Raw genomic sequence first — 26,479 nt, 5'->3', positions numbered from 1 at the left:
GTAGGTCATCGCCATTTTATTATCAAAACCCTTATCGGATTCCGGTGAGGGTTTTTTTATGCCCTGATTTTTATAGTACTAATCGCCTCAATACTTACTCTCACTCTTACTCTTTTACACTTTCATGGAACCTGAAATGCCAAGCGAACCTTCATCAATGGTGCCCGACATCCTCATTGCTGCACAGCATTGTCAGTTAATTTATACATCGTTACGGGACAATAGTATTACCAACTCGCTTATGATTATTCTCATATATGTCGTCATGGGGTTGGCTTCAATGTTTTTTATGTTCTAATCCTTAATCTGAGACGTGCATTCATGCTCCAGTTGACAATGTTTACTTTAGGGTTATTTTATGGTTACTTTTTAAAATTAAGTTTCTTTTTAGGTATATCTATTTTGTTAATCTAATTAAGTAAGCACTACACTCTACGTAAGTGTCAAAAGCTAGTATTTAAGCTTAAATTCAATTATTCATTATGAATTTTAATAATTGATAGCTACAATTGTAGTTTTTAATTTTAACCAATATTTTTTTATGTTAGGAATAGCCTTACTTTATTGGATCGGCAAATATTTTTATAATCTCGCTGATCAGTTTAATCGTTCAAAATGGGGATTTGCTATTTTGGGAATTGTCATCTACTTTATCGGAACTGTTATTGGAGGTATTATATTAGGTTTAATTGAGTTTATGCTTGATGTAAATATTTTTACAGACCTTCCTGATATAGTACTGAACTTGTTAACAATACCTTTTGGGATATTATGTGATTACATATTATATAAGGTGTTAGAAAAATCCTGGTCAAAAAGAGGGAATCTGAGCGAACTGGAAACAATAGATGGAGGTATGTTAAATCAAGGGCGTTAAAATGTTTTTGATTAATCTAATTCTTTATCAAAAAGGTTTGTGAGTTTTTGATTGAATTTATTTATTTGATATTGGCAGGTTGTTTAATGGCTCGATTCAAATTGGGGAAATGAGAGTGTTAATTTTGTATTGAAAGCCTCAGCCATAGAATCTTGATAATTCTAATATTTGTCGTAAACTATTAAAATGAGAATGTTTGGCTTTATTTGTTTAAAAATCTAATTCAAAGCTAGGACATACAATAAAAAAGTAGTGTATGTCTGGTTTCTGAATTCTTGGTGGTCAACCCGATTACTAAAAGTAATTTTTTGAATTCAGTAGAGACATACACTACATACTAATTATTTTTTGGTATTGATATTAGAAACTGATACCTGCTTCGAATACTAATCCATCAAAACTTGCATCTTGATATTTTTGACCATTCCAGCCATCACCACTGTAGCTTTGGTTTACATATTCTACTTTAATGAGAACGTTATTAGTTAAGAACCAGCCACCGCCAATATTGAATCTTGAGATTTCAAGTGTTGGGTCTCCTTCATTTCTTTCACCAGAAACATAATTGTATCTTGTTCCAATGAATAGATCCTCATTACCTCCAAATCTGTAAAGTAATTCACCTGCATACTGGTTAAATGATCCATTACCTTCATCATCACCATTTCCAATGTTTTCATAGATACCGAAGAATTCTAATCCTCCTACTTTAAGAAATGGATTGATTTGGAAAGAAGTGTTTTGTTTGAATCTAGGGCTAAATCTAGGCTCAAAGTCACTACCACCATCTAAGCTTTGCATCACTCCGTAATATCTACCTCCTGCACGGTCTCCGTTATATAAATAGGTACCTGTAGATGTTCCATTATTTGTGTACCAAGAACCGGTAATTCTGAATCTTACTCCATCAGTAGCATAGTTGTCATAACCAACTTTTCCATAAAATGATAATTTATTATCTGTGTTATCATTTACAATAACATTCTGATTTAATTTACCATTTGAGATGGCTATCATACCAATGAAGTTTCCAGGCATTACGTACGCTTCAATAAACGCTTCTGTTGTGAATGAATCCATGATGTAGTTTCCAACAAATGGGTTAAATATCACGCGAGCGTTATCACTTCTTCTGAAATGGGCATCACCATAGTTAATCTCATCCAAACCAATTTTTAATCTGAATACATCCATAAAGTTTTCAAGGAAGCCTTCTTTAATGAAATTCAGTTCATCAATTTGTAAATAACCTCCTTTTACCCATGCTTCTTCATGATGTCTAGAAGAAAGATAAGTTCTTAAGTGCATTCTTAAACCATCATATAAATGTACATCAAGGTTAAGGTTTGCTGTAGGAAGGTTGAAGTTAGTACCCAAATCAGCTAGGATTTGATCATCTGCGTCTCCTGTCCCAAATGCATTCTCCTGATTTAAACCCTGAAACTGCATGGCAAAATCACCACCAACGACTACTCTGATTCCTCTAATATTAGAGGTATCAACTTTAGGTTCTTCAAAAACATTCAATCCTCTTTTGTCATTATAACGGAAGTTTGGGAGGTCTCTTTGAAAATCAACTTGAGCAAAAGCTGAACTGATAGAAACTAGCATCAGTCCGACTAATAACGAAATTTTAACTAGTGGTTTCATAATTGAAATATGATTTAGTAAAAGTCTATTTTATATAGTTAACATTAAATTTTATTTCTATTTCATCGCCGGTTTTGATTGTACCAAAAACTGCGGTTGGAGGATCAATTCCAAAATCTGTCATTTTCATTTTGTATGATCCGGCAATACTTACTGTTGAACCTGATGGAGTAACAGTAACTACCATATTTACGCTTTTGGATTTACCTGCTATGGACAGATTTCCGGTAGCATCAACCTTGTACTTTCCTCCTGAAGGCGTGATTTTGTTTGCCTTAGTCAGCTTATATGATACATTTTTGTATTTCTTCTCATTTAAAGCGTCATAAGTGTTTTTGTCCATACCCGATTTGCCACTTTTCATGCTGTTGACTACTACATCAAAGCTTAAATTGTTTACGGCTTTAAGGCCCCCTGTTAGATCAAAATTCGCATTACCTTCCAGGGTTTCGGCAACTATTTCCCAGTCATGCAGGGATGATGTTCCTAGAACTGTAAGCTCTGAATTTTTGCTATCAACTTTATATTGAGCCAATAGTTGTGAGTTAAAGGCTGTCAATAAAAGAAGCATTAATGTAATTGCTGTTATTCTGCTGGTATCCTTCATTGTTATTGACTTTTAGTTTTTAATTGTTAGATATTCAATTATTTTCTTTCATGATTCTTGTTGAATATCCACGCCCCCGGCGTTTGTTTTATTATTGATTCAATTTTAGCCGCTATTTGGTTTATTGAATGTGACATATATGTATAGGCAATATGATATTAGTCATATTATTCACTAATTCTGAGGATGTTAATATCTTTTTAAATTGTATTATTTTTATTTAAAATGGTTTTTTATCTTAATAACGGTAGGTTAGATGTGATTAATTATATAGATAAGGGTGGGGTATGAACATTCATATCTATCTATTATTTATCTTCTTGTATAGAATTAATAATAATATCCTTAGAAATAATTTGTCTTTAAAAATGGGTATTGAGTAATATTTTAAATAGTTAATAATAGCTTATGAAGTAATTTTTAAAATGAGCATACTGATAGTAATCAGATTTTTAGTTAATTATTTGAAGTCTAAAATTATTATATGGGTATAAGTGATTATATAATGTGTTTATATTATTTCACTCGTTTTCAAAATTGTTAATTTGTATTTGGAAAATATTTCTAAATAATGAAAGAGGAACTTTTCATACAGCATCAATTTCCAGATGGAATGAACATATTGATTTTTAATAAGGAAGAAGAGTATGAATCTTCATTATTGATTGTGCCAGCAAATGGGGTACCAATGTTATTTTATTTTCCTATAGCTGAATGGATTGCAATTAATAATAATGTTAAGATCGTTTTAATGGATTACCTCGGTATAGGTAAGTCTAAGCCTGAACATCCACGTTTTATTGATAGAAGTGTAGTAGATTGGGCCAGGAAAGATGTATCAAGGGTTATAGAGTTCATTCGATCTGAGTTGTCAATTTCAAGAATTAATTATCTGGGCCATAGTATTGGAGGACAAATGATCGGGCTAATACCTGAAGCCATTAATCTTGATAAGATAATTTTGATTGCTTCTCAAAGTGCTTATTATAAATATTGGAAAGGTCTTTCAAGGTTAAAGATGATTACAAACTGGTACTTGCTCATTCCAACTTTGGTGAATACTTTCGGTTATTTACCTGGGAGAATTTCTGGGATGGAAGATTTACCACCCAAGGCAGCACTTGAATGGGCAAAATGGTGCAGGTCAAAGGAGTATTATTTGGATCATCAAAATGAAACTTTTTTTGATGAAATTAAATGTCCTGTGGTGTCAATTAGTTTTTCAGATGATAATTATGCTCCAAAAGCTTCGGTTGATTGGCTCGCTAATAAGTTTGTGAATGCCAGAGTAGATAGAATGCATTTTGATCCTAATGATTTAAATAAGAAGACTCTCAGTCATTTTGGTATTTTTAAATCAAGGAATTCTGATTTATGGCAATTGATAAATGAAGAGTTGGTTTAGTTATTCTTCTTATCACTGCCATTAAGTAGTTTGTCTTCTAATTTTTTTGCGTAGTCTTTAATAAAAGGCACTGAAAATGAAACTATAAACTGCCATCGATCCCACCTAAGTTTTCCTTTTTCATCTGTTTCAATAATAGGCGCAGTATTACCTGGTTCATCAGGAATATCTATGGGGCGGTTGAAATTTACCTTACCCCCAGTATGAGTAGCACCCAATGTGAATTCTGCTCCTTTAAATGTGAGAAGTACACCGGTTCCTATATGAAAATAATTAGCGGTATTAACAGAGTTACTGGCAATATCTTCTTGATTAATAAACGAATTTTTATTGTCAGGTATTGAGCTAAAATCCGTACTAAAACTAGCCAGGATACTCACTTTATCGCTAAGATACCATTCGGTGCCAATTCCAAAATTGACAATGCTTTTACTTCTATCATATAAAGTAAAATTAACAGTTGAGTCGGGGTTACTCTGAAGATTATGAGGCTGCACCTGCATAATGGTATAGTTTTTTACCTTCGAGAAATACTCCGCACTAAAATGAATTATTCGTTTTGGAGCAATATGGTAACTAGCTCCTATTCCAATGGCGAATGGTGATTTTAAGTCGATATCTAAATCACTTTGGTAACTGTTGCCGAAAATGTCTGCGATTGTACTTCCTTCTGCACCGGAGAAAAACACCTGGTAATTATAGTTGGAATTACCTGTTAGATTGATTCTCGGAAGTGTCATCGTCAGTCCATAATCAACTTTGTTATGTTTGTATGCCATTGCCAATTTGAATAATAAATTGTAACTGTCAATACTATAATTTCTATTGTAATCAAGGATAGTGACATTATTATTCAAATCCAGGGCTCTAAGATTAAATGTATTTCCTTTAGATACTTCTGTTTTAGTTCCAAATACCGACAAGCCTACACTTAGATTTTCTTTAATTAAATAGGCCCAGCTCAGTCCAAACCATTCGTCTTTGGTTTTGTTAGTTATGCTGATTTCTCCTTCAAATAATTCGTCTCCAGGGCTTGATTTGATAACATCGGTTGTAAGTTGGTCTCTGTAATTAAAGCTTAAGTCTTCATTATACCGCAATAGGATTGCATACGAAAAGAAGTGCTTGGGCCACTTTTTTATTTTATAGGTACCAGCAGCTAAGCTTGGAGCACCTCCAAATGAATTTTTTTTAAGGTCAGCTCTATTTCCTACAGCATCATCAATTTTATAGGTATTTAGCTCATATACATCAGCGCTTAAGACAAAAGCAGGATTGTCTGTTAAAGCAAGTCTGGCAGGGTTATAGTATACAGCACCAAGATCAGAAACACCACCGATAACAGAACCACTCAGTAACATCGATTGGCTACCATAGTTTCTGGTCCAGTAATGAGAGTTTTGCCCTACTGATGAATAGTATGAAAGCAGTATTAGGATTAAGAAATATCTAATCTGCATTTAGTTAGTTGTTAAGATGATATACATAGGAATTTACACATTTTTTATGTGGGATTTTTACAAATTTTTGTACTTTTTATAACCTGTTTAACAATAGGTTTGAATCAGATACCTGATATTTGATTACTTAAACTCCTTTACCAATGATCAAGTCTGACCTTAGAATAATTTTTAGAAAGCTTAAAAGGCATCTTTCCTTTACATTTATCAATGTCATAGGGCTCTCAATTAGTATGTCCGTAATATTTCTAATTTCAATTTACTTATACAGTGAATTGTCATTTGATGATTTTCATGAAAAAAGTGACAGGATAGAAAGGTTAACCATGCATATTCAAAAACCTGGATATGATATGCATTGGGCAAGGGTGAATTTTGATCTGGTAAATCAACTTGAAGATGAGTTTTCAGAAATCGAACACCTGATCAGGTTTCAGGATTATTATCCACGGAATTTTATAGTTGGAGAAAATTCTTTTCAATTGGAAAATGCCTATTCAGTAGATAAGGACGTATTTGAGGTGTTTGATTTTGAATTATTAGAAGGGGACTCAAAGTATGCTTTAGAAAAGCCAAACTCAATAGTATTGACTGAGTCAACTGCTATGAAATTCTTTGGTAGTACCGATGTAATTGGTAAAGAAGTTGAATTGATACAACCAGATGGAGTTACCAAAGTCAGATATCTGGTAACTGCATTAATGAAAGACTTGCCTGAAAACACTCATTTACCGGTAAATTTATTGACCTCTATTAATGGAGAAGATCAAAGAACAGGTTGGGCCTATGTATACTTACTGCTAAATGATAAAGGTGATGCTAAATCTCTTGAAAGTAAATTTGGGCCTTTTATTTCTGAATTTGGTGGAGAGGATATGAAAGGAGTGCATTTTAAACTCCAAAACCTGGGATCAATACATTTAAATTCAGATCTGGCCAGAGAGATTATCCCAAATGGCAATACTACATATATTTACTTATTTGCCTTGGTAGGGATGGTGATTCTAATCTTGTCTGTAGTCAATTTTATTAATTTAAATGCGGCCAAATCTATCAGAGCGATAAAAGAGGTAGGGGTAAGAAAAGTGTTGGGTTCAACTACTTCTGACTTGAAGAAGTATTATTTTCTGGAATCTTTCCTTGTGGTTCTAGTGGCAGCGATTATTTCTATTGGAGTTACATTTATTACTCTGCCATATTTTAAACAGCTTACTGTTCTTGAAATTAATATTTATCCATTTGTAGGTCTGTTTTTCATATTAGTGATATTAATTTCTTTTGCCGGAGGGTATTTCCCTTCATTTTTCCTGTCAAAGCAAAAAATAGCAGATTCTTTCAGAAATAAAATAGCAGGAATTGAAGTTCATTCACGGTTTAGCCCTCGAAATATATTGATAGCGGGGCAGGTTGTATTATGTATAATTACAATATCAGTTGCCTTAATCACCAGTTCTCAATTCAGTTTTATAGTCAACAAGAATTTGGGTATTGATAAAGATCAGGTACTGGCAATTACCAACATCCCAGGATCTGTTAAATGGAAAATGAATAGGTATCGAAATTCTTTAAATAGCATTTCTGGTGTTAAAGGAGTTACAACTGCAATGGAAGTTCCTTCAAGAGAAATCAGAGATTCAGGGCCTGTTTATGCTGAAGGAAAGATAGCTGAAGATAACAAGGATGTGTCAATGGATATGCAGGTAGTTGATAAGACCTTTATAGAAGTTATGGGGCTTAGCCTAATATCAGGACGCAATTTTTCGAAGTTTAAGAGTAATGATATATCAGAAGAAATAGATAAGGATATATATGGTCATCTTCAGAATTCACCCCGTGAATATATAATCAATGAAACAGCTATGAAAACTGTCGGATGGGATAGTCCGGAGGAAGCAATAGGAAAAATGTTTAGCTGGAGCATTGGGGGTATACAGCTTCAAAAAGGACCAATTATCGGAGTTGTTAAAGATTACCATCAGGAAACCTTGAAAAATGGTGTTGACCCGGTTGTATTTATCAATGAGCCTGTATGGGTAAATAATATTCTGGTTAAAATTGAAGGCAAAAATGTTGATAACACCCTTAATCAGATAATTACGGCATGGGAGGATAATTATCCGGGTTTGCCAATCACTTATAGCTTCCTGGACGATCTTTATGATAAATTATATCGGTCAGAAAAGAACCAGCTTACTTTGATCTATATCTTTTCTTCATTAGCAATTTTAATTGCTTTTGTTGGAATGTTTGGGGTGATCTCTTATTCTATGAAGTCAAGAGAAAAGGAATTAGCTGTTCGAAAAATACATGGAGCGACATTAAAATCATTGGGAGTATTAATGACAAAGGATTTTTTATTGATTACTGTTCCAATACTTCCATTTGCTTTTTGGGCGACTTATAAAATGATGGAAAAATGGTTGTCAAATTATGTGTATAAAATAGATATCGAAGTTTGGCATTTTCTTGTGGCACCAGCAATTATACTGCTCGTGATCAGCATAAATATAAGTCTTCAGTTATTGAAAGCATCGAGTAAAAATCCTGCTTTGATTTTGAAATCTGAGTAAAAGAATCTACTCAGGCTTTAATCCACTAACAAGATATAATAATGCCCCTCCTGATGAATGGTATTCTCCATGCTGGATAGCATATGATTGCCTTGAATTGGCAAAGCTGTATTTGTATTGGTAGGTTTTATAAAAGTCGAGGTATTTAGTTCCTAATGCTTCGAAATAGGTGAGATCGGAAAGTCCTTCTTGTTGTTGCAACCCAGCTTCATCCCACTGGTCAATAGCTGCTTTTTGTTCACGTTTTGTGTATGGTGGATAAAGTGGAATGGCTTTGTCTGACTGATACACTTTAATTCTTTTCATTCCCAGTCGATTCATTACTCCTGGCAGCAAATCTCCAAAGCTACTGTCACCACGGCCAAGTTTTTTCTTGCCTTCTTCGACTATCATGGCATATTTTACATGATCAAGTCGGCTTTTCAGACTGTCTTGCCTGCTCAAAGAGGTTTGAATTAAGGCCTGAACACTATTATTTGGTTCTACACATAATAATAATCCTCCAGGTTTTAATACCCTTATCATTTCCTTGATTGCCTCATCAGGCTTTGGAACATGGATTAACAAGGTTTGACATGTTACTAAATCAAATTCATTATTATTAAAAGGAAGTGTTGAAACGTCAGATTGGACTACTTTAAATCTTTTTAGATTAGAGAAGTGATCATGAGAAAAAGAAGCTGTGTCAACTGTATAATTTTCTTCTTTGTCAACACCTGTGAGATCTACAGTTTCGCCAAGATATGGTATTAGTTTTTTACTCCAATGTCCATGACCGAATCCCACATCAAGAACTTTGTTGTAATTTTCCAGATTTAATCTTTTTGCAATCAATTCAAGAAAGTCATCATTCCACCAATGATCACGATAATTTCCAAAATATGCTTCTGAATGGCCTCCTTCGTTTTGATTCATACGTAAAATTAAATGATTACCCTGATTACTTCATCTGAGAATATAATAAATATTATTCAGCCAGAGAATCTCGTTTTATTAATCATTAAAATAACTATACCTTTGCAATATGAGTTTACCTATTTTGCCTAATTCTTTTATAGAACTTAATCCTGAACAGAGTGTATTTTTAGCCGAATTATCTTTAGCCGAAATAGACTATATCGTTGTTGGAGGTACTGCTATGAAAGTATATGGGATAGAACCTTCTTCGGAAGACCTGGATGTATTATTCAATCCGGTTGAAGCTAATGTTAAAAAATTGATCAAGATTGTGCATGATATGGGGTATATAGAAGCTGCTTTTCATTTGATGCGGTATAACAAGCCTTTGTATCTGGAATTGGGGTATGGAGAATCAAAAATTGACCTGCTAAATGAAACTCCGGGACTTGAGTTTACTCAGGCATTTTACGATGCCAATGATGTCTTGATGAATAACATTCAGGTGTCAGTTTTAAGTGTAGAGGATTTACTGAAAAATAAATCAATGCTGGATGAATCACATCACCAAAGAGATATAAATCACATTCTTTCGGCTTATGCCAACTACTCTAACAACTAAATCATAAAGAAATATTCTTTTTTTCTTTTGACGAGGATATCGCTGCTTCAATGATTTTTATTGTGTTTAGCCCATCAATTCCTGTTACTTCAGGAGTGGATTTTTCTAGTATTGATGTAGCAATATTGCTGTAATAACCTCTGTAATCACCAGGTATTGCAGTTAAATTTTCTTGTGTGCCATCCGGATGAATTATTTTAGGTTGCCTTTCACTAGATTGTTTTCCCCATAATGATGGTGAATCCGCTGGAGTTTTACCCTTTTTTAATAATGCTTCCTGAGGATCAAGTCCATATTTTAAATATGCTCCTTTAGTTCCCTGGACCAGGATTTTTGGTCCTTGCCATGACGCTAGCATTCCGGCATTTAATGTGACTCTTTTATCAGGATAAAAAAGGATTATAGTAAACCTATCTTCAACTACCGCTTCAGGTCTTTGCTTTCTAATGTCAGCATAAACTTCATCTGGCATTCCAAATAAACATACAGCCTGATCAATAAGGTGTGGGCCTAGATCATAGAGTATCCCACCTCCCGGGACATCTTTTTCTCTCCAGTTGTCTTTCAGAAAATCCCTGAACCTATTAAAAGAAATCCCGGCATCAACAATATTTCCTAATCTGTCCTCTTTTATTACTTTTTGCAAGGTCAGAAAATCAGTATCCCATCTTCTGTTATGGTAGACAGATAATACAAGATTCTTTGAATTTGCCAGTTTTATAAGTTCTTCAGCCTCTTTTGAAGTTACTGTCATTGGTTTGTCAATAACCACATTTTTGCCTGCTTCCAGAGCTTGCTTTGCTAGTTGAAAATGAGTTTCATTTGGAGTGGGAATAACTATCAAATCTACATTACTTGCTAATAGATCTTCATATGATTGAAATATATTAACATTTGGATAAGTCTCTTTTATGGTATGCTCAGCCTGGGGATTACTTGTGTTTATTGCTACTAATTCTGTTTTTGAACAAGATGCAATAATTGGAGCATGGAAAACGCTTCCGGCCATACCAAAGCCGGAAATTCCAACTTTGATTGTTTCATTAGATTGGCTCATAATTTTCTAACATTAATATTTAGGAATTTTCCCAGAATCTCCAGGTTTGGCAAAAGTGTTTTGAGTTCGGTATCTTTTAGTAGAAGGAAATTTTCTCGACTACTATGTAAATAAGCTACGTATCGGTTTTTAGGTTTAATTATGCCTTTGCCTTCCGGTTTTTCAGTGTCAACATAAAAGATATGGTCGGCAACTGTATATTGCTCAGGTTTCCCAAATCTTAGTAATAGGATTGAAGTATATCTTTTGATTATTTTATCCTTTTTGTCAATAACAACTCCTTCGTAAGATAGCAAGACAATTAGAGCAGCAACTGAATTAAGAAGACCAATCACCGGATGAGATTTAATGTAGAAAAAACCTACTATTATAAGGATTATGCCGAAGAATCTGAAAGGGATTGCGAATACTTTGGGTCCCTTGATATCAATGATGTTGCCTCTCATATTCAAATATACAATTTATCAGTTAATAGAAGCTATCAAAATTAAAATGAATAGCCTGTAGAATATGAGTTCTGAATGTGATAATGTAACTTTAAAACAAGCCGGATTATTATGGAAGGGTTAAATGGAAATTTGTATACAGACTTGTATCAACTGTCTATGGGGCAGGCATATTTTGATAAAGGGCAGCATGAGAAGGAAGCTTCATTTGACTATTTTTTTAGGAAAATCCCTTTTGAAAATGGTTATGTGATAACTGCAGGCTTGGAAGAAGTTCTGGAGTCATTACAAGATTTTCATTTCCGGCCTGAAGAATTAGAATATCTTAGTAGCCTTGGGTTTAAAAAGGAATATCTGAACTTTTTAAAGGGCTTGCGGTTTTCAGGTGATATTTATGCAGTCCCGGAGGGTAGTGTAGTTTTTCCCTATGAACCGGTAATTAAAGTAGTTGGACCCATGGTCGAGGCTCAGCTGATAGAAACCATGTTGCTAAATCAAATGAATTTTCAATCATTGATAGCAACTAAGGCTGCAAGAATTCGATTGGTTTCCGGTGATCGACCCTTGGCTGAATTTGGGATGCGGAGAGCACAAGGATGGGGTGCTATGCAGGCCTCACGAGCGGCAGTAATTGGAGGGTTTGATTCAACTTCTAATGTCCTTGCAGGGCAGAAATATGGAATCCCCGTTACCGGTACAATGGCCCATTCATATATTCAAAGCCATGATGATGAACTTACAGCATTCAGGAATTTTGCAGAAACCCGTCCCGAAAACTGTGTCTTATTAATCGATACCTATAATACCCTGCGATCCGGATTACCTAATGCTATTACCGTAGCCAGGGAAATGCGTGAGCGAGGACAGGAATTAGCTGGAATCAGGCTCGATAGCGGTGACTTAGCCTATCTTTCAAAAGAAGCTCGAAAGACTTTGGATAATGAAGGCTTTTCAAATGTGAAAATTGTAGCGTCAAACCAGTTAGATGAAGGGGTGATCAAAAGCTTACAAGAGCAAAATGCAGCGATCGATATTTATGGGGTAGGTACAAATTTAGTTGTAGGCAAGCCCAATAGTGCCTTAGATGGTGTTTATAAATTAGCATTTGCCGATGGAAGTCCACGATTAAAGATCTCTGAAAATATTCAGAAACTTACCTTGCCTGGAATGAAACAGGTATGGAGATACATGGATAATAACGGAAAATATCTGGCTGATGCAATTGCCCTTGATGAAGAAGAAGCTCCAGAGCTGATGGTTCACCCCTATGAGCCGGATAAATCGATGTCATTAAAAGGAAAGGATAGTTTCAGGCTTTTGGAGCAAGTTGTGCGAAAAGGCGAAAGGATTTCTGAAAAAAGAAGTCTCGAGAATATCAAAACCTCGGCAAAAGAAAATTTGTCAAGGTTGCCAGTTGAGCATAAACGATTTAATTATCCACATATATACAAAGTAGGAATCAGTGAGCAGCTACTAGATTTAAGGCAATCATTAAAGAATAAAAGTACAGCAAAACTATGAAGGCATTACTCATTGTTGATGTTCAATATGATTTTTTGCCAGGTGGAGCTTTAGCAGTGCCTAATGGAAATCATATCATCGAAGGTATAAACGATATAGTTGAAAGATTTGAAATAGTTGTAGCTACACAGGACTGGCATCCGGATGGACATTTTAGTTTTGCTAGTAGTCATGAAGGCAAACATCCCTTTGAAGAATTAGAAATTGAAGATGGAAAGCATCAGACTCTATGGCCAGATCATTGTGTTCAGGGGTCAAAGGGAGCCGAAATTTCTCATGATTTGGATACTAATGCCATTCAGGCAGTAATTAGAAAGGGAATGGATCCACAAATAGATTCTTATAGTGGTTTTTACGATAATTTCAGAAAAAGAAATACAGGTCTTTCCGGTTACTTAAAAGAACGACAAGCTACTGACTTATATGTATGTGGATTAGCAGCGGATTATTGTGTGTTCTATACGATAATGGATGCCAAAAGAGAAGGGTTTGATACTTTTTTCTTAGAAGATTTGACCAGACCAATTGATCATAAAGGATATGCTAAGGCCAGATTAATTATGGAAAACGAAGGGATAGAATTAATTAATTCTAAAAACATTCAATAGACTAAGCAACCTTTCATTAATTACCTGCATCATAGTAGTAAAAGAAATCTACAACAAAACCATTAGAATATGAAACCATATGTATTACTGCTATTGACTGTATTTGCTATACAGGGGATTTTTGCACAGAATGAAGATGATGAAAGGGCGAGAAGAAGTAAAACTTACCATAAAGTTGGAGGGGAGCTTATTTTTCAATTTGCCGATGTTCAGCGATTTGGAGATGACTTGAGTGGACCTATGAGGTTTAGTGCCGTTTTTCACTTAAATAGTGAATGGCATGTTGATTTTAGCAATCACTTTGGAATGTATATTGGTGGTTCGATCAGAAATATCGGAATGATTACCCGTGATGAACTTCAGTATAATGATGGAGATAATAAAGTTAAAAGAAGAGCCTATACAGTTGGATTACCACTTGCATTTAAATTAGGTAATTTTGAAGAGAATATATTTTTCTTTGGTGGAGGAGAAATCGAAGTACCTTTTGCCTATAAAGAAAAACTGTTTATCGACGGCAGAAAAGAAGCTAAGAATATTGAGTGGTTTTCTGGTAAAGTAAATCCGGTTTTACCAAGTGTATTTGCCGGGTTTCAATTCCCTGGTGGAACCAACTTAAAGTTTAAATATTATTTAACAGACTTCCTTAAGGATAGTTATTCGGGAAGATCTTTTGGTCAGGATGATAATTTTTCTTCATTTGGGAAATCACAGATATTTTATATCTCTATCAGTCATAATTTGAGAGTGAAAAATGTGTGTGATGAGATAAAAAGCTGGTAATAATATACTTATTTTATAATAAAAGGATAGCTGATGATTTAATTAGCTATCCTTTATTTTTTTTGAGTAAACCTATTAATAATACAATATGTTTGGGTGCGCAATCGAGTGCAGGCAAAAATAAAATGAGCATAATTTAATTTTTTATTAGTAATTTTACATCTCAAATCCAACCCGCCAATTCAGGCGGTTTTTTTTAATCATATAAATTCACCTTATGAGTACACAAACAATTCAAAGAACCAAAGCACAAGAATCAAGACAAGCTATTGAACGCCTTTATATCGTAATGAGGCATTTATTCTATCGTGGTTACTACAAACCATTAGGTGCTTCGGGTCAGGCTTTGCTTAATTCGCTCCGAATATTGAGCCCCGAGATTTATGGAAGTATGAATGACTCGGAGAAAGTAGAGCTGGATGGACTTGTGTATGTAATCGACAGGCTACCCAAGGGGATAGAAGAATGTAGGTTTATCAAGCTGACCTCCGAAGAGGGGTATGATCATTCTACTTTCGAAGTTATTGTACCTTCAAAGAGAAGAAGAAATTGTTACCGGGTAGACAAAGAAACAATGTGTATCGAGGTTACACGTGGACGTTCTGAGATTTATGATGTACTGACTCATCTTACATTCTTGTATAATGAGGCTATCAAAATCAAGAATAATGCGACAAATGAAAAGGGTTTGAAAAGACGCGAGTGGGAAAAACTCGAAGAGATTGTACTAAGAAAAGGTGGTAAATTAGACAAAGAAAACAGGGAAGTAGCATTCACTTATCTTTCTACTTTGTTAGGCAGAACTTATGAGGAATCTGAAAACGCTTATTTGAGATTAGAATCAAATAGAGCCGAAAATAACGGGCTGTTTCAGATAGTTTACTGGTTAGGAAAGCTGGCAATTGAATCAGAAGAGGAGGGGAATTCTCGTGAAGTTAGCTTCTCTTCAACATTAAGAGAACGAATTGGTCATCACATTTATGGTGAACAGTGGGCAAACAGAATAAAATCGGTTCTTTCTAAGAAAGATCTTCTAGACAGGCCAATACACATAATAAGTGCCAACCTGCATTCAGTAGTTAATAGCATTTATGCTAAGTCAGCTATTACAGACTTTAAGAAGAGCGATATTTCCTTTGAAGATATGATTGTAAAGATTGCCAAGGATGATACCGGGACTCTTCAAAAAAGCATCTATGACTACGCTAATAAAAACGGAATGATATTTATCGAGAGCAGAAGTGGGACAAACCTTTCTGTTCAAATAATTGATACCGAAAAATCACCTTCCAAATCTGTACATGAGGAACTTGGTTTAGATCCAAAATACATAAAAGAGCAGAAACCTGTAATTTTTGTAATGGATTATGCATTTGGCGAGCAGGCTTTTGAAACAATGGATGAACTTCTAAAACCATATTATAAAGATAACGGTGAAGAAGTGAAGATGAATATATCATCAATATCAATCATGGGGAAAGCCGGAATACTTGAAGGTGATAAAGGTGATATCATGGTTCCGAATTCACACATTTTTGAAGGGACTACAGACAACTATCCTTTTGATAATGACCTTAAGGTAGAAGATTTTAAGAATGAAAAAGCTGATGCTTATGTTGGTCCGATGGTTACGGTACTTGGAACAAGTTTACAAAACAGAGATATCTTGCAATACTTCAAGGAAAGTTCATGGAGTAGTGTTGGGCTGGAAATGGAAGGCGCTCACTACCAAAAGGCAATCCAGCTAGCTTCTAAAATCAGAGGGTTTATAAGCGAAGATGTAGTAGTGAGATACGCATATTATGCTTCAGATAACCCATTAATTACCGGAAAAACACTAGCTTCAGGTAGTTTGGGAATGGCAGGAGTACGACCTACATATTTGATTACCAAGAAAATACTTCAGAAAGTATTGAAAGGTAAATCAGAATCAAAATAACAAGAATCAAATGTGATGATGGCGATTAATTATCGTCATCATCTTTTTTAAGTGATTTGATGAATTTAGCCCAGTTAAAAGGGTTAAGTAATGGGTTTGACCACGATCCGTATCGCTGATGCATTCTGTCATATTGCATATTTTGCATGTAGCGATAGTTTAGAGTTCCGTCATAAGGAGTGTTTCGAAGCATTTGCTCCATAGCTTTGTCCCCGTATAATTCTCTATAGTTAATCGTGTTAGTTTCTTCAGGTATGTTTAAGGCAAGAACTGCTTCTTTGAATAGTTCTTCAGTAGGCAGAGGGAATACCGTTACTTCAGGAAGTTGAGTTATATCCTGATTCATCTGTATTCTGACCGTGTAGTTTTCCTCTACATTTATCGGAATAACAATTCTCTTTTTTTCAAAACCAACAGCACTTACTACTATGGTGTCACCGGCAAGGGTAGGCATTGAAAAGAAACCAATATAATTAGTTGATGTACCACGCCCAGTGCCAGGGACATAAAGGTGAACACCAGGAATACCTATAGAATCAGTGTCGATTATAATTCCTGAAAATTGGATCACACTTCTATCCTGAGCAGAAGATTCTTCTGTTGAACCTAAAAATAAGGCAACAGTTAAAAAGATAGTTGTAATAAAAGCGTTATAAAATTTCAATGCTATATTTGCTATTGGTTATCTTGCAAGATAATAATCTTAACGCACTTCTCTTATTTTGTGTTTATAATATTGTGTTAAAAATCAATAAAACATGAGGCTCAAGAATTTCAGTTTGGCTTTCGGAATTCAAGTATTTAAATCCCTGTCAGATGATGCCAGAGTCAGGATATTAAACCTGTTGTTAAATTATGGAGAACTCTGTATTACTGATATTGAGCAGATTTTATCATTCACTCAGACAAAGACTTCCAGGCACTTGTCATACTTGAAAAATGCAGGGCTGGTAGCTACAAAAAGGTACGATAAGTACGTTTTCTATTACATTAAAGATGAGGTGCTGGATATCCTTCAGCAAGTTTTTTCGTATTTGGAAAAAGACCCCGGACTAATGTCTGACAAAGATACGTTTGTGGTGTTGTATAAGAATAGAGAATTGGTGTTGAATAAATTAAAAGGGATACAATTGTACCCTGACCTTTAAATGAAAGAATCTTACAAGCATATTTTTTTTGATCTTGATCATACATTATGGGATTTTGAGGTCAACAGTAGAGCAACATTAACTGAGTTGTATTTTGAGTTTGGTTTATGTGATCTTGGTGATTTCCTCGCTGATGAATTTATTTCAGTTTTTGAAGAGGTGAATTTTGAACTTTGGGATTTATATAATAAAAATCAGATTGACAAGGAAACCATTCGCGATGTACGTTTTGTTAAATCGCTTGAAAAGTTAGGAATTGCAAAAGAAAATATCCCTACAAATCTGGGTGTTGAATATCTATTGCGTTGCCCAACAAAACCAGCAGTGATAAAGCATACTTTTGAAACACTTGAGTACCTCAAAGAAAGATATAAGTTACATGTAATTACTAATGGCTTTAAAGAAACGCAAGCTACAAAATTAAAGCATAGCGGACTTGAGAGTTATTTTACTTCGGTAGTTACTTCAGAGTGTACAGGGTACAAAAAACCTCAAGGTGAAATATTTCGTTTTGCCCTGGATAGGGTAGAGGCCACTCCTGAAGAAAGTCTTATGATTGGAGATAATCTTGAAACGGATGTTAAAGGGGCATTAAATAATAATATTGACGCAGTATACTTTAATCCTGAAAAGATTATGCATAATACTGAGGTGAGCTATGAAATTAGCTGTCTGAGTGAACTGAAGCATATATTGTGACGGTTTTGATACATGTTTAATCATGGATCAATTGGTGGTCCATTTATCTATACTTAACTTTGCGAACAACATTAAAACAATTCTAAAATGCCAAAAGGAATATATAACATACCCTATCCGGAAAACGAACCGGTAAAAAGTTATGCGCCAGGTACACCTGAGCGAGCAGAATTGAAAGCTGCAGTTAAAGAACTGAAATCACAAGAGATCGACGTTCCAATGTATATTGGAGGCGAGGAGGTTAGAACTGGTAATAAAGTTGCTATGAACCCTCCTTATGAGCATTCTCATGTTCTTGGATATTTCCATGAAGGTGATGCTTCTCATGTTGAAAGAGCTATTGAAGCTGCATTAAATGCTCGTGAGCAATGGTCAAACATGGCATGGGAGCAAAGAGCTGCTATTTTCTTAAAAGCTGCAGACCTTCTTGCTGGTCCTTACAGAGCAAAGATTAATGCTGCAACAATGCTTGGTCAGTCAAAAAATGCTTTTCAAGCTGAAATTGATGCTGCATGTGAATTGATTGACTTCTTAAGATTTAATGTGTATTTCATGCAGCAGATTTATTCTGATCAGCCTGATTCTTCTCCAGGGGTTTGGAATCGTATGGAATATCGTCCGTTAGAAGGGTTTGTGTTTGCAATTACTCCATTTAACTTTACTGCTATTGCAGGAAACCTGCCTTCTTCGGCAGCGATGATGGGTAATGTTGCTGTTTGGAAGCCTGCATATACTCAAGTGTATTCTGCAAATGTAATTATGGAAGTATTCAGAGAAGCTGGTCTTCCTGATGGTGTAATTAACCTTATTCTTGTTGATGGACCAACTGCAGGTGATGTAGTATTTAATCATCATGATTTTGCAGGTCTTCACTTTACAGGCTCAACAGGTGTTTTCAGACATCTTTGGAAGACAATCGGTCAGAATATCGAAAAATATAGATCATATCCTAGAATTGTTGGTGAAACAGGTGGTAAAGACTTTATTGTTGCACACCCATCAGCAAATGCTAAAGAAGTAGCTACAGGTATTATTAGAGGAGCATTTGAATTCCAGGGACAAAAATGTTCAGCAGCAAGCCGTGTATATCTTCCTAAGAGTATGTGGAGCGAAGTGAAAGGATATATTGAAGATGACTTCAAAAATATCAAAATGGGAACTCCTGAGGATTTTGAAAACTTTGTTAATGCTGTTATTGATAAGAGAGCATTTGATAAGATTGCAAAATATATCGATGATGCTAAAGCTTCTGATCTTGTAGAAGTAGTAGTTGGTGGTGAGTATGATGATTCAAAAGGTTATTTTATTCAGCCAACAGTATTGTTAACTCAAGATCCGATGTATACTACAATGGTAGAAGAAATTTTCGGTCCGGTAGTTACAATATATCTATATAATGATGAAAACTTTGAAGATACATTAACTCTTGTTGATGAGACTTCTCCTTATGCATTAACAGGGTCAATTTTCTCTAAAGATAGATATGCTGCAGAATTAGCTACTAAAAGATTAGTGAACGCTGCTGGTAACTTCTATATCAATGATAAGCCAACAGGTGCAGTAGTTGGTCAGCAACCATTTGGAGGAGCCAGAGGTTCCGGAACAAACGATAAGGCTGGATCTGTACTTAATTTATTAAGATGGGTGAGTCCAAGAACGATAAAAGAAACATTGGTACCCCCAACTGATTTTAGATATCCATTTTTAGATAAAGAATAAGTTTCTGATAATCCGAGGGTTGTAAAAAACCTTCGGATTTTTCTTAAATTTTTTTGTTTGAAGTGTTGCAAAAAAGATTCAAGCCGACTAATATTGCATTCCCATTTGAGGGGTAATAAACACAAAAGATTCCTCAGTAGCTCAGCTGGTTAGAGCACCTGACTGTTAATCAGGGGGTCGTTGGTTCGAGCCCAACCTGAGGAGCCAAAGAAACCTTCCGAATTTTCGGAAGGTTTTTTTATTTATAATAGTTTCAGATGTTGATTGCTCCTTTGGTAAAATGATTTCCTGCCTCTAATAATATAAGCTATTGGTATATTGTTTAAATTAAATAGAATAACCAATAGAGTATTATTTTGAAGTGTTTCCGGGTAAATAATGTTTCCGTCATTCTTTTGATGTTGTTTGTGTCTCAGGTTGTTGCTCAGCAAACTCAAAAAGAATCGCTTCAAGTTTTAAATGAAAAGGATGATATAGTAAATAAAGCTGATAGGTTTAAGCCACGTCCAACTTTTATAGAGTTTTCATATGAGGCATTCAGGTCTTTCTTTAGTGAGGCGGAAGTTCCGGATGGTAAAACAGAAGCTGCAACAATTGAGCAGAATCTGGTTAGGAAAGTTAAGTTTAGGTTTCCGATTCTTTTAAAGGATAATTTGAATTTAATAGGTGGGTTTGGTTACAGGCATGAGCAGTTTAAGTTTAGGGATGTTACGGATCCTGAATTTCCGTTGTTTGTGCAGTTTGAAGATAAGCCCTTGAAGCAAATTGCATTTAAACTGTATTTTAAGAAAGATCTATATAATGATAAGTTTTTATATTCTTATTTCCAGAGTTCGCTAAATAGTGACGTTCCTTCTTTTGAAGATCTTGGTAGCCAGCTTAAATTTTCTTTAACAACTATCTATGGAAAAAATATAAATCCACATAAGGCAATAGGCATGGGGATTTCTTTTGGGTATGATTTCGGGAGGCCAGCAATTTACCCTGTTTTTATATTAAATAATGATTTTAATCTGCATTGGGGATATGAGCTGATGTTGCCGAAAAAGGCTGAGCTGAGGTATTCGCCAAATAATTCAAATCATTTTTATGTAGGGCTTGAAGTTCAGGGGGCTAGTTATCATCTACGAAATGAGGTGTTACCAGAATATGATAGGTTAGAGTTTAGGCGATCTTCAATCAGGGCTTTGTTTACCTATGAGAGAGAAGTGTATGACTGGATTTGGGTGGGTTTTAAGGTTGGTTATCGTGAGCCGATAAATATTTATATAAGTGAGCCTAGAAAACGAAGGAAAGATGCTATTTTGTTGTTGAATGCAGATGGCGCTCCGTATTTGAGGTTTTCTGTGTTTTTTGTTCCTCCTAAGGTGTTGGTTGAAAAAAGTAAGACAAGTTTTTGATAGCTGAAAAATAAAGAGCTTCCATATTGAAAGCTCTTTTGATGTTTTTATAATCCTCTGAAAAGTCTTGCAGTTTGATCCCATGGTATTCTTGATAGCATAAGAATTAGTGCGATCAAGTTGAATATCAGCATTGCTTTGTATTTACCTTTGTCTGTAACAGATTTTTTTATTCTTATTCTTCCTATCTGAGCGACTACAACTGCAATGATCATGATTGACATGTGTTCTACTGCCCAGTATCTTAATGCTGCTTCTTTCATTACATTAGCTCCTGAGCTAAACGCATCGAGTCCGACAGGGCTAAGGAAGAAGTATAAAATTAGACCTAGTAATAGTTGTAAGTGCATAGTTCCGATAAAAGCTCCGCTTAGTGCGTTTTGTGCTTTCCCGAATTTTTTACCAGACATTCCACTTAATCCCATTACCACAGTTACTATAGCCAGGATTAAAATTATCCATCTTAACCAGCTGTGTGTGAACAAAAGAAAATCGTACATTTTGTTAAGTTTTGTTTTTCAAAAGTAAAAATAGAATAATAACCACTTCTCACCAACTGGAATTCTGTTAATGTTTATAATGAAATAATGACTGTAAAAATCGCAGATTAAGACATTTTGTCTTAATTGTTTTGTTTAAAAAATCAAAACAGGACAAAAAGGCAGGTTTTTGTTGTGTTTTTGGTGTTGGCACACTTTTGAAGGAAGTGTAAATGAATTTAAAGTTGAATTAAAAATTATACAGATATGGCATTATTAACGTACAACCCAAGAGTTGAGAATTCATTAGATAATCTATTTAAAAAAGTATTAAATGATTTTTCCGAAGGAGTTATAGATTCAAAACCAGATTCATTTTCTCCGAGGACAGATATTTATGAAACTGAACAAAAATTTGTAATGGAACTTTCAGTTCCGGGAATGAAAAAAGAAGATTTTAAAATTGACATAGACAACGATGTGTTGATTATTTCAGGAGAAAGAAAGTTAGAGGAACTCGAAGGTGTAAAATACCATCGAAGAGAAACTTTAAGCGGAAGCTTTAAGAAATCTTATAAAATTACTGATTTGATTGATGTGGAAAATATTACAGCAGGATACGAGAATGGAATTTTGAGTGTGAGTCTTCCTAAGGTTGAGAAAAAGGAAAATAAAAAGGTTATAGAAATAAAATAAAGTTGTGTGGTTATAGGTTTGAAAAGAGGGATGCTTTAGTATCCCTTTTTTTGATTTTTTAAAGTGTTGGGTTAAAGATTGTTAAAGGTAAACACTTTCGTTAAGTCGTGCGTTAAATTAGAGAACGAACTTTAGAATTAAGATCTAGGCTATGAGAAAATACAATTATTTCATTGGATTATTTTTCGCTGCATTTTTCGGAGGAATTGTAGCGATTGGTGGATTTTATTTAATAGGTGGTCAGGAGACTAAGGTTATTGAAGCTGGTCCTAATGAGACTGTTAGATTTTCAAATTTTGTTCCTGATACTGATTATGTAGTTCCGGAAGGACTTAATTTTATTCATGCTGCTGAGGTAGCTACACCTGCGGTAGTACATATTCGTTCGAAAGTCACTCAGCGAGCGGGTGAAGATTATCAAAATCCATTATTTGAATTTTTTCAACCGAGAGGTGGTCAAAGAATGCCAATGGCTGCATCAGGATCTGGTGTAATCGTTTCTGAAGATGGTTACATTGTAACTAATAATCACGTGATTGATGATGCTGACGAAGTAAATGTTACTTTATCCGATAACAGACAATATACAGCTGAAGTAATCGGTACAGACCCGAATACTGATCTTGCTCTGTTAAAAATCAAACCGGAGAATGATTTGCAATATCTTAAACTAGCCAATTCTGATGATGTGAAAGTAGGAGAGTGGGTGCTTGCAGTAGGAAACCCTTTTGAGTTAAATAGTACTGTGACAGCAGGTATCGTTAGTGCTAAGGCAAGAAACATTAACATTATGAGAACTCGGTACGGTATTGAGACATTTATTCAAACTGATGCTGCGGTCAATCCTGGTAATAGTGGAGGAGCATTAGTTAATTTAAATGGTGACTTGATAGGTATAAATACTGCGATCGCATCAAATACAGGCAGCTATCAAGGGTATAGCTTTGCTGTACCGTCATCTCTTGTTAAAAAGGTAATGGAAGACCTTCGTGAGTATGGAGTCGTTCAGAGGCCTCTTTTAGGTGTAGAAATCGTTTCTAACAATGCTCAAATAGCAGAACAGGAAAATCTTGATGTAGTAGATGGAGTCTATATTGCTAACGTAGCGCCAGGTGGTGCCGCTGAAGAAGCAGGAATTGAAGCAGGAGATGTTGTGATAGAAATCGATGGTAACAAGATTAATAATTCTGCTGAGTTACAAGAAATGGTAGCCTTACACCGTCCTGGTGATGTTATAGAGGTAACAGTTAACAGACAGGGTAAAGAGAAAACTTTTGATGCTAAGCTTAAAAATCAAAACCTGGGTTATGAAGTAGTTGAAAGGGCTGAAAGTGGTGAAGCAGGTGGTGCAACGGTAGTTGTTCCTTCTGAAGAAATCATGGATAAACTTGACATTGATAAAGGATTAATGTTGAAAGATATTTCAGGAACCCGTTGGGAACAGCTTGGTATTGATGAAGGCTTCATTTTGACTAAAATCAATAACCGTGAAATTGGAAGTCCGGAAGAATTAAGGCAGATTCTTGAGAAGTCCAAAGGTAGCAGGGTAAAAATAGAAGGTGTCTATCCTGATGGAAGAGAATTGGTGTATGGATTTACGTGGTAAATAATTGTTCATAATATGCTGATAAAAGCAGTGGCTCAGGTCACTGCTTTTTTTATGGAATTAGAAAATAACAATTGTATAATCTTGATTTAGCGTTTAAGACAAAAAGTTAATTATTATCTTTATGGCCCAAACTAAACAACTAAAATAAACCGAAAGAAATGAGTGTTAAAAAGTCATTTGGCATTGAAGAAGCCCTGAATTTATTTGGAATAAAAGATAAAAACCCTGGAACCCTTATTGGGGACAAATCTATTTCAGGTACTGGAGAATATTTTGAAAGTACTTCACCTGTAGACGGAGGATCACTGGGTAGTGTTGAGTCAACTTCTCAGGAAGCTTATGACAAGGTGATTGAAGAGACAACGAAAGCCTATAAAGAGTGGAGAATGCTTCCTGCACCAAAGCGTGGAGAAATAGTAAGACAAATTGGAGATGCACTTAGAGAGTACAAAGAACCATTAGGAAAACTTGTGTCTTACGAAATGGGTAAGTCCCTGCAAGAAGGATATGGAGAAGTACAGGAAATGATCGATATATGTGATTTTGCTGTTGGACTAAGCCGTCAGCTATATGGTTTAACAATGCATTCTGAGCGTCCTGGGCATAGAATGTATGAGCAATATCATCCGCTTGGGATAGTTGGTATAATAAGCGCATTTAACTTCCCTGTGGCTGTTTGGAGCTGGAACTCTATGTTAGCCTGGGTTTGTGGAGATGTTTGTGTTTGGAAGCCATCAGAAAAGGCTCCGATTACCGCACTTGCATGTCAGCATATTGCTACTGAAGTATTAAAGAAAAATAATATACCTACAGCTATATCATGTATTATCAACGGTGATTACAAGGTTGGTGAAATGATGACTACAGATAAGCGTGTTCCATTGATTTCTGCAACTGGAAGTATCCGAATGGGTAAAATTGTTGCTCAGGCAGTAGGTGCACGACTTGGAAAAACCTTGTTAGAGCTTGGTGGTAATAACGCAATAATTATTTCAAAAGATGCTGATTTGGATATTGCGATCAGAGGAGCATTATTTGGAGCAGTTGGTACTGCCGGACAGAGATGCACAAGTACTCGTAGGTTGATTATCCATGAAGACGTATATGATGAAGTAAAAGAGAGGCTTGTAAATGCATATGGTAAGCTGAAAATTGGTAATCCACTAGATCAGTCAAATCATGTAGGTCCACTTATCGATAAACTTGCTGTTGATCAGTATCTAAAATCAATAGAAGCAGTTAAAGCTGAAGGAGGAAACTCAGTGATCGATGGAGAGGTGTTAACCGGAGAAGGTTTTGAAACAGGTACCTACGTTAAGCCTGCTATTTACGAGGTAGAAAATCACTATCAAATTGTTCAGCATGAGACATTCGCTCCGATTTTATATATGATGAAATTCTCGTCATTAGAAGAGGCAATAGAAATGCAAAATGATGTTCCTCAGGGGCTTTCTTCTGCAATTATGACTACGAATATGCGTGAATCAGAAAGATTCCTGTCGCATGCGGGTTCTGATTGTGGAATTGCAAACGTAAACATTGGAACTTCAGGTGCTGAGATTGGTGGAGCCTTTGGTGGTGAAAAAGAAACTGGTGGAGGCAGAGAGTCTGGTAGTGATGCTTGGAAGGTTTATATGAGAAGACAGACGAATACTATAAACTATTCTACTCAATTACCATTGGCACAAGGGATCGAGTTTGATATATAACGAGATTACAAAAATATTTTGATTGTATAAAGTCTCTGTATATATTGTGTAGCAAAACAACATATTTGAACTGCAATCTTTGAGGTTTCAGTCGAAATGTTTTATTTTGGTAACAATACTCGAAAAATTATAACAGGATTTAAGTAAAAAATAGATGGCAGATAAGAAATACTTTTCGGTAATGCTCATTGATGATAATGAGATCGATAATCTGATAAATCAGAAAATGATCGAAGCCGCAAATATTACTGAGCATATTTTTGTTCATACTGGTGCAAAAAGTGCAATCGAATTCCTGAGAAATATTGAAAAACTTGGAGATAATATTGGTAAAGTTTTACCGGAAGTTATATTTCTTGATATTGACATGCCTTTAATGGATGGCTTTCAGTTTCTTGATGAATTTGAAAAACTATCTGATGATACAAAGGGGCAATGCAAGATTGTTATGTTAACATCTTCGATCAATCCTCAGGATGTTAATAAGTCTCAAAAGTATAGCTATGTTAAAAAGTATATTAACAAGCCATTATCTCAAGAAAACTTAGAGTCTTTGTCTATATAATGCCCCTCATAAC

General features: G+C 35.2%; 24 protein-coding genes and 1 tRNA gene. 17 read left to right on the top strand and 8 right to left on the bottom strand.

The features are described 5' to 3' along the window. The first annotated feature begins 541 nt into the window (after positions 1-541). A complete protein-coding gene (locus HH304_RS10230; RefSeq protein WP_169681022.1) occupies positions 542-877 on the top strand; it encodes a hypothetical protein in 336 nt (111 codons plus the stop codon). Between the two features lie 360 nt (positions 878-1,237). On the opposite strand, the gene HH304_RS10225 is transcribed toward HH304_RS10230, so the two are convergent. Together HH304_RS10225 and HH304_RS10220 are read right to left on the bottom strand one after the other, a co-directional pair. After that, positions 1,238-2,527, bottom strand: a complete 1,290-nt coding sequence (locus HH304_RS10225) for a hypothetical protein (protein WP_169681020.1) — start codon at positions 2,525-2,527, stop codon at positions 1,238-1,240. Positions 2,528-2,552: 25 nt separating this feature from the next. Next, positions 2,553-3,134, bottom strand: a complete 582-nt coding sequence (locus tag HH304_RS10220; protein WP_169681018.1) for a YceI family protein — start codon at positions 3,132-3,134, stop codon at positions 2,553-2,555. Between the two features lie 571 nt (positions 3,135-3,705). Between HH304_RS10220 and HH304_RS10215 the strand changes: the two genes are divergently transcribed. Further along, entirely contained in the window at positions 3,706-4,539 is an 834-nt protein-coding gene (locus tag HH304_RS10215) for an alpha/beta hydrolase family protein (protein WP_169681016.1), read from the top strand. On the opposite strand, the gene HH304_RS10210 is transcribed toward HH304_RS10215, so the two are convergent. After that, complete coding sequence (locus tag HH304_RS10210) at positions 4,536-5,999, bottom strand: OmpP1/FadL family transporter (RefSeq protein ID WP_169681014.1); 1,464 nt, start codon at positions 5,997-5,999, stop codon at positions 4,536-4,538. The two genes, HH304_RS10215 and HH304_RS10210, sit on opposite strands and share 4 nt — an antisense overlap. Positions 6,000-6,142: 143 nt before the next feature. On the opposite strand from HH304_RS10210, the gene HH304_RS10205 reads away from it, so the two are divergent. Next, positions 6,143-8,569, top strand: a complete 2,427-nt coding sequence (locus tag HH304_RS10205) for an ABC transporter permease (protein WP_169681012.1) — start codon at positions 6,143-6,145, stop codon at positions 8,567-8,569. Between the two features lie 6 nt (positions 8,570-8,575). Here HH304_RS10205 and HH304_RS10200 read toward each other — a convergent pair whose 3' ends face one another. Beyond that, a complete protein-coding gene (locus HH304_RS10200) occupies positions 8,576-9,484 on the bottom strand; it encodes a class I SAM-dependent methyltransferase (RefSeq protein WP_169681011.1) in 909 nt (302 codons plus the stop codon). 109 nt (positions 9,485-9,593) lie between these two features. Here HH304_RS10200 and HH304_RS10195 point away from each other — a divergent pair, with 109 nt between their 5' ends. Continuing rightward, positions 9,594-10,088: a hypothetical protein gene (locus HH304_RS10195; protein ID WP_169681009.1), complete on the top strand. Its 495-nt coding sequence runs from the start codon at positions 9,594-9,596 to the stop codon at positions 10,086-10,088. A gap of 1 nt (position 10,089) precedes the next feature. On the opposite strand, the gene HH304_RS10190 is transcribed toward HH304_RS10195, so the two are convergent. Both HH304_RS10190 and HH304_RS10185 read right to left on the bottom strand, forming a co-directional pair. Next, positions 10,090-11,145, bottom strand: a complete 1,056-nt coding sequence (locus HH304_RS10190; protein WP_169681007.1) for an oxidoreductase — start codon at positions 11,143-11,145, stop codon at positions 10,090-10,092. Beyond that, positions 11,142-11,591 carry a hypothetical protein gene (locus HH304_RS10185; protein WP_169681005.1) on the bottom strand — a complete coding sequence of 150 codons (450 nt, stop codon included), beginning with the start codon at positions 11,589-11,591 and terminating at the stop codon, positions 11,142-11,144. Before HH304_RS10185 ends, HH304_RS10190 begins: the two co-directional genes overlap by 4 nt. Positions 11,592-11,702: 111 nt before the next feature. On the opposite strand from HH304_RS10185, the gene HH304_RS10180 reads away from it, so the two are divergent. From HH304_RS10180 to HH304_RS10165, 4 genes are all read left to right on the top strand, one after another. Then, positions 11,703-13,112, top strand: a complete 1,410-nt coding sequence (locus tag HH304_RS10180; RefSeq protein WP_169681003.1) for a nicotinate phosphoribosyltransferase — start codon at positions 11,703-11,705, stop codon at positions 13,110-13,112. After that, entirely contained in the window at positions 13,109-13,720 is a 612-nt protein-coding gene (gene pncA / locus HH304_RS10175) for a bifunctional nicotinamidase/pyrazinamidase (RefSeq protein WP_169681001.1), read from the top strand. Before HH304_RS10180 ends, pncA begins: the two co-directional genes overlap by 4 nt. 69 nt (positions 13,721-13,789) lie before the next feature. Continuing rightward, on the top strand, positions 13,790-14,503 hold the full coding sequence (locus HH304_RS10170) for a hypothetical protein (RefSeq protein ID WP_169680999.1): 714 nt from the start codon (positions 13,790-13,792) through the stop codon (positions 14,501-14,503). Positions 14,504-14,720: 217 nt separating this feature from the next. After that, positions 14,721-16,442: a DUF6909 family protein gene (locus tag HH304_RS10165; protein ID WP_169680997.1), complete on the top strand. Its 1,722-nt coding sequence runs from the start codon at positions 14,721-14,723 to the stop codon at positions 16,440-16,442. A 25-nt stretch (positions 16,443-16,467) separates the two neighbouring features. On the opposite strand, the gene HH304_RS10160 is transcribed toward HH304_RS10165, so the two are convergent. After that, complete coding sequence (locus HH304_RS10160; RefSeq protein WP_169680995.1) at positions 16,468-17,106, bottom strand: carboxypeptidase-like regulatory domain-containing protein; 639 nt, start codon at positions 17,104-17,106, stop codon at positions 16,468-16,470. A gap of 94 nt (positions 17,107-17,200) precedes the next feature. Between HH304_RS10160 and HH304_RS10155 the strand changes: the two genes are divergently transcribed. The 5 genes from HH304_RS10155 to HH304_RS10135 all read left to right on the top strand — a co-directional run bounded on the left by HH304_RS10155 (position 17,201) and on the right by HH304_RS10135 (position 21,408). Further along, on the top strand, positions 17,201-17,590 hold the full coding sequence (locus tag HH304_RS10155) for an ArsR/SmtB family transcription factor (RefSeq protein WP_169680993.1): 390 nt from the start codon (positions 17,201-17,203) through the stop codon (positions 17,588-17,590). Next, positions 17,591-18,289: a YjjG family noncanonical pyrimidine nucleotidase gene (locus HH304_RS10150; protein WP_169680991.1), complete on the top strand. Its 699-nt coding sequence runs from the start codon at positions 17,591-17,593 to the stop codon at positions 18,287-18,289. A gap of 87 nt (positions 18,290-18,376) precedes the next feature. Then, the gene (pruA, locus tag HH304_RS10145) at positions 18,377-20,008 is read left to right on the top strand and encodes an L-glutamate gamma-semialdehyde dehydrogenase (protein WP_169680989.1); all 1,632 of its coding nucleotides are present in this window, start codon (positions 18,377-18,379) and stop codon (positions 20,006-20,008) included. 130 nt (positions 20,009-20,138) lie between these two features. Next, positions 20,139-20,215 (top strand) — tRNA-Asn (locus tag HH304_RS10140). Between the two features lie 149 nt (positions 20,216-20,364). After that, positions 20,365-21,408 carry a hypothetical protein gene (locus tag HH304_RS10135; RefSeq protein WP_169680988.1) on the top strand — a complete coding sequence of 348 codons (1,044 nt, stop codon included), beginning with the start codon at positions 20,365-20,367 and terminating at the stop codon, positions 21,406-21,408. 47 nt (positions 21,409-21,455) lie between these two features. Here HH304_RS10135 and HH304_RS10130 read toward each other — a convergent pair whose 3' ends face one another. Further along, positions 21,456-21,908: a hypothetical protein gene (locus HH304_RS10130; protein ID WP_169680985.1), complete on the bottom strand. Its 453-nt coding sequence runs from the start codon at positions 21,906-21,908 to the stop codon at positions 21,456-21,458. Positions 21,909-22,154: 246 nt separating this feature from the next. On the opposite strand from HH304_RS10130, the gene HH304_RS10125 reads away from it, so the two are divergent. The 4 genes from HH304_RS10125 (at position 22,155) to HH304_RS10110 (ending at position 26,466) form a co-directional block, all read left to right on the top strand. Further along, on the top strand, positions 22,155-22,583 hold the full coding sequence (locus HH304_RS10125; protein ID WP_169680983.1) for an Hsp20/alpha crystallin family protein: 429 nt from the start codon (positions 22,155-22,157) through the stop codon (positions 22,581-22,583). A gap of 151 nt (positions 22,584-22,734) precedes the next feature. Beyond that, positions 22,735-24,189: a Do family serine endopeptidase gene (locus tag HH304_RS10120; protein ID WP_169680981.1), complete on the top strand. Its 1,455-nt coding sequence runs from the start codon at positions 22,735-22,737 to the stop codon at positions 24,187-24,189. A gap of 161 nt (positions 24,190-24,350) precedes the next feature. Further along, the gene (gene amaB, locus HH304_RS10115) at positions 24,351-25,901 is read left to right on the top strand and encodes an L-piperidine-6-carboxylate dehydrogenase (protein ID WP_169680979.1); all 1,551 of its coding nucleotides are present in this window, start codon (positions 24,351-24,353) and stop codon (positions 25,899-25,901) included. Between the two features lie 154 nt (positions 25,902-26,055). Further along, the gene (locus tag HH304_RS10110) at positions 26,056-26,466 is read left to right on the top strand and encodes a response regulator (RefSeq protein WP_169680977.1); all 411 of its coding nucleotides are present in this window, start codon (positions 26,056-26,058) and stop codon (positions 26,464-26,466) included. Positions 26,467-26,479 lie beyond the last annotated feature (13 nt).

It is taken from the genome of Marinigracilibium pacificum, from assembly GCF_012926615.1.
Lineage (GTDB): Bacteria > Bacteroidota > Bacteroidia > Cytophagales > Cyclobacteriaceae > Mangrovivirga > Mangrovivirga pacifica.
The sequence above is the reverse complement of the archived record's forward strand: the minus strand, read 5'-3'. Positions and strand labels throughout refer to the sequence as shown.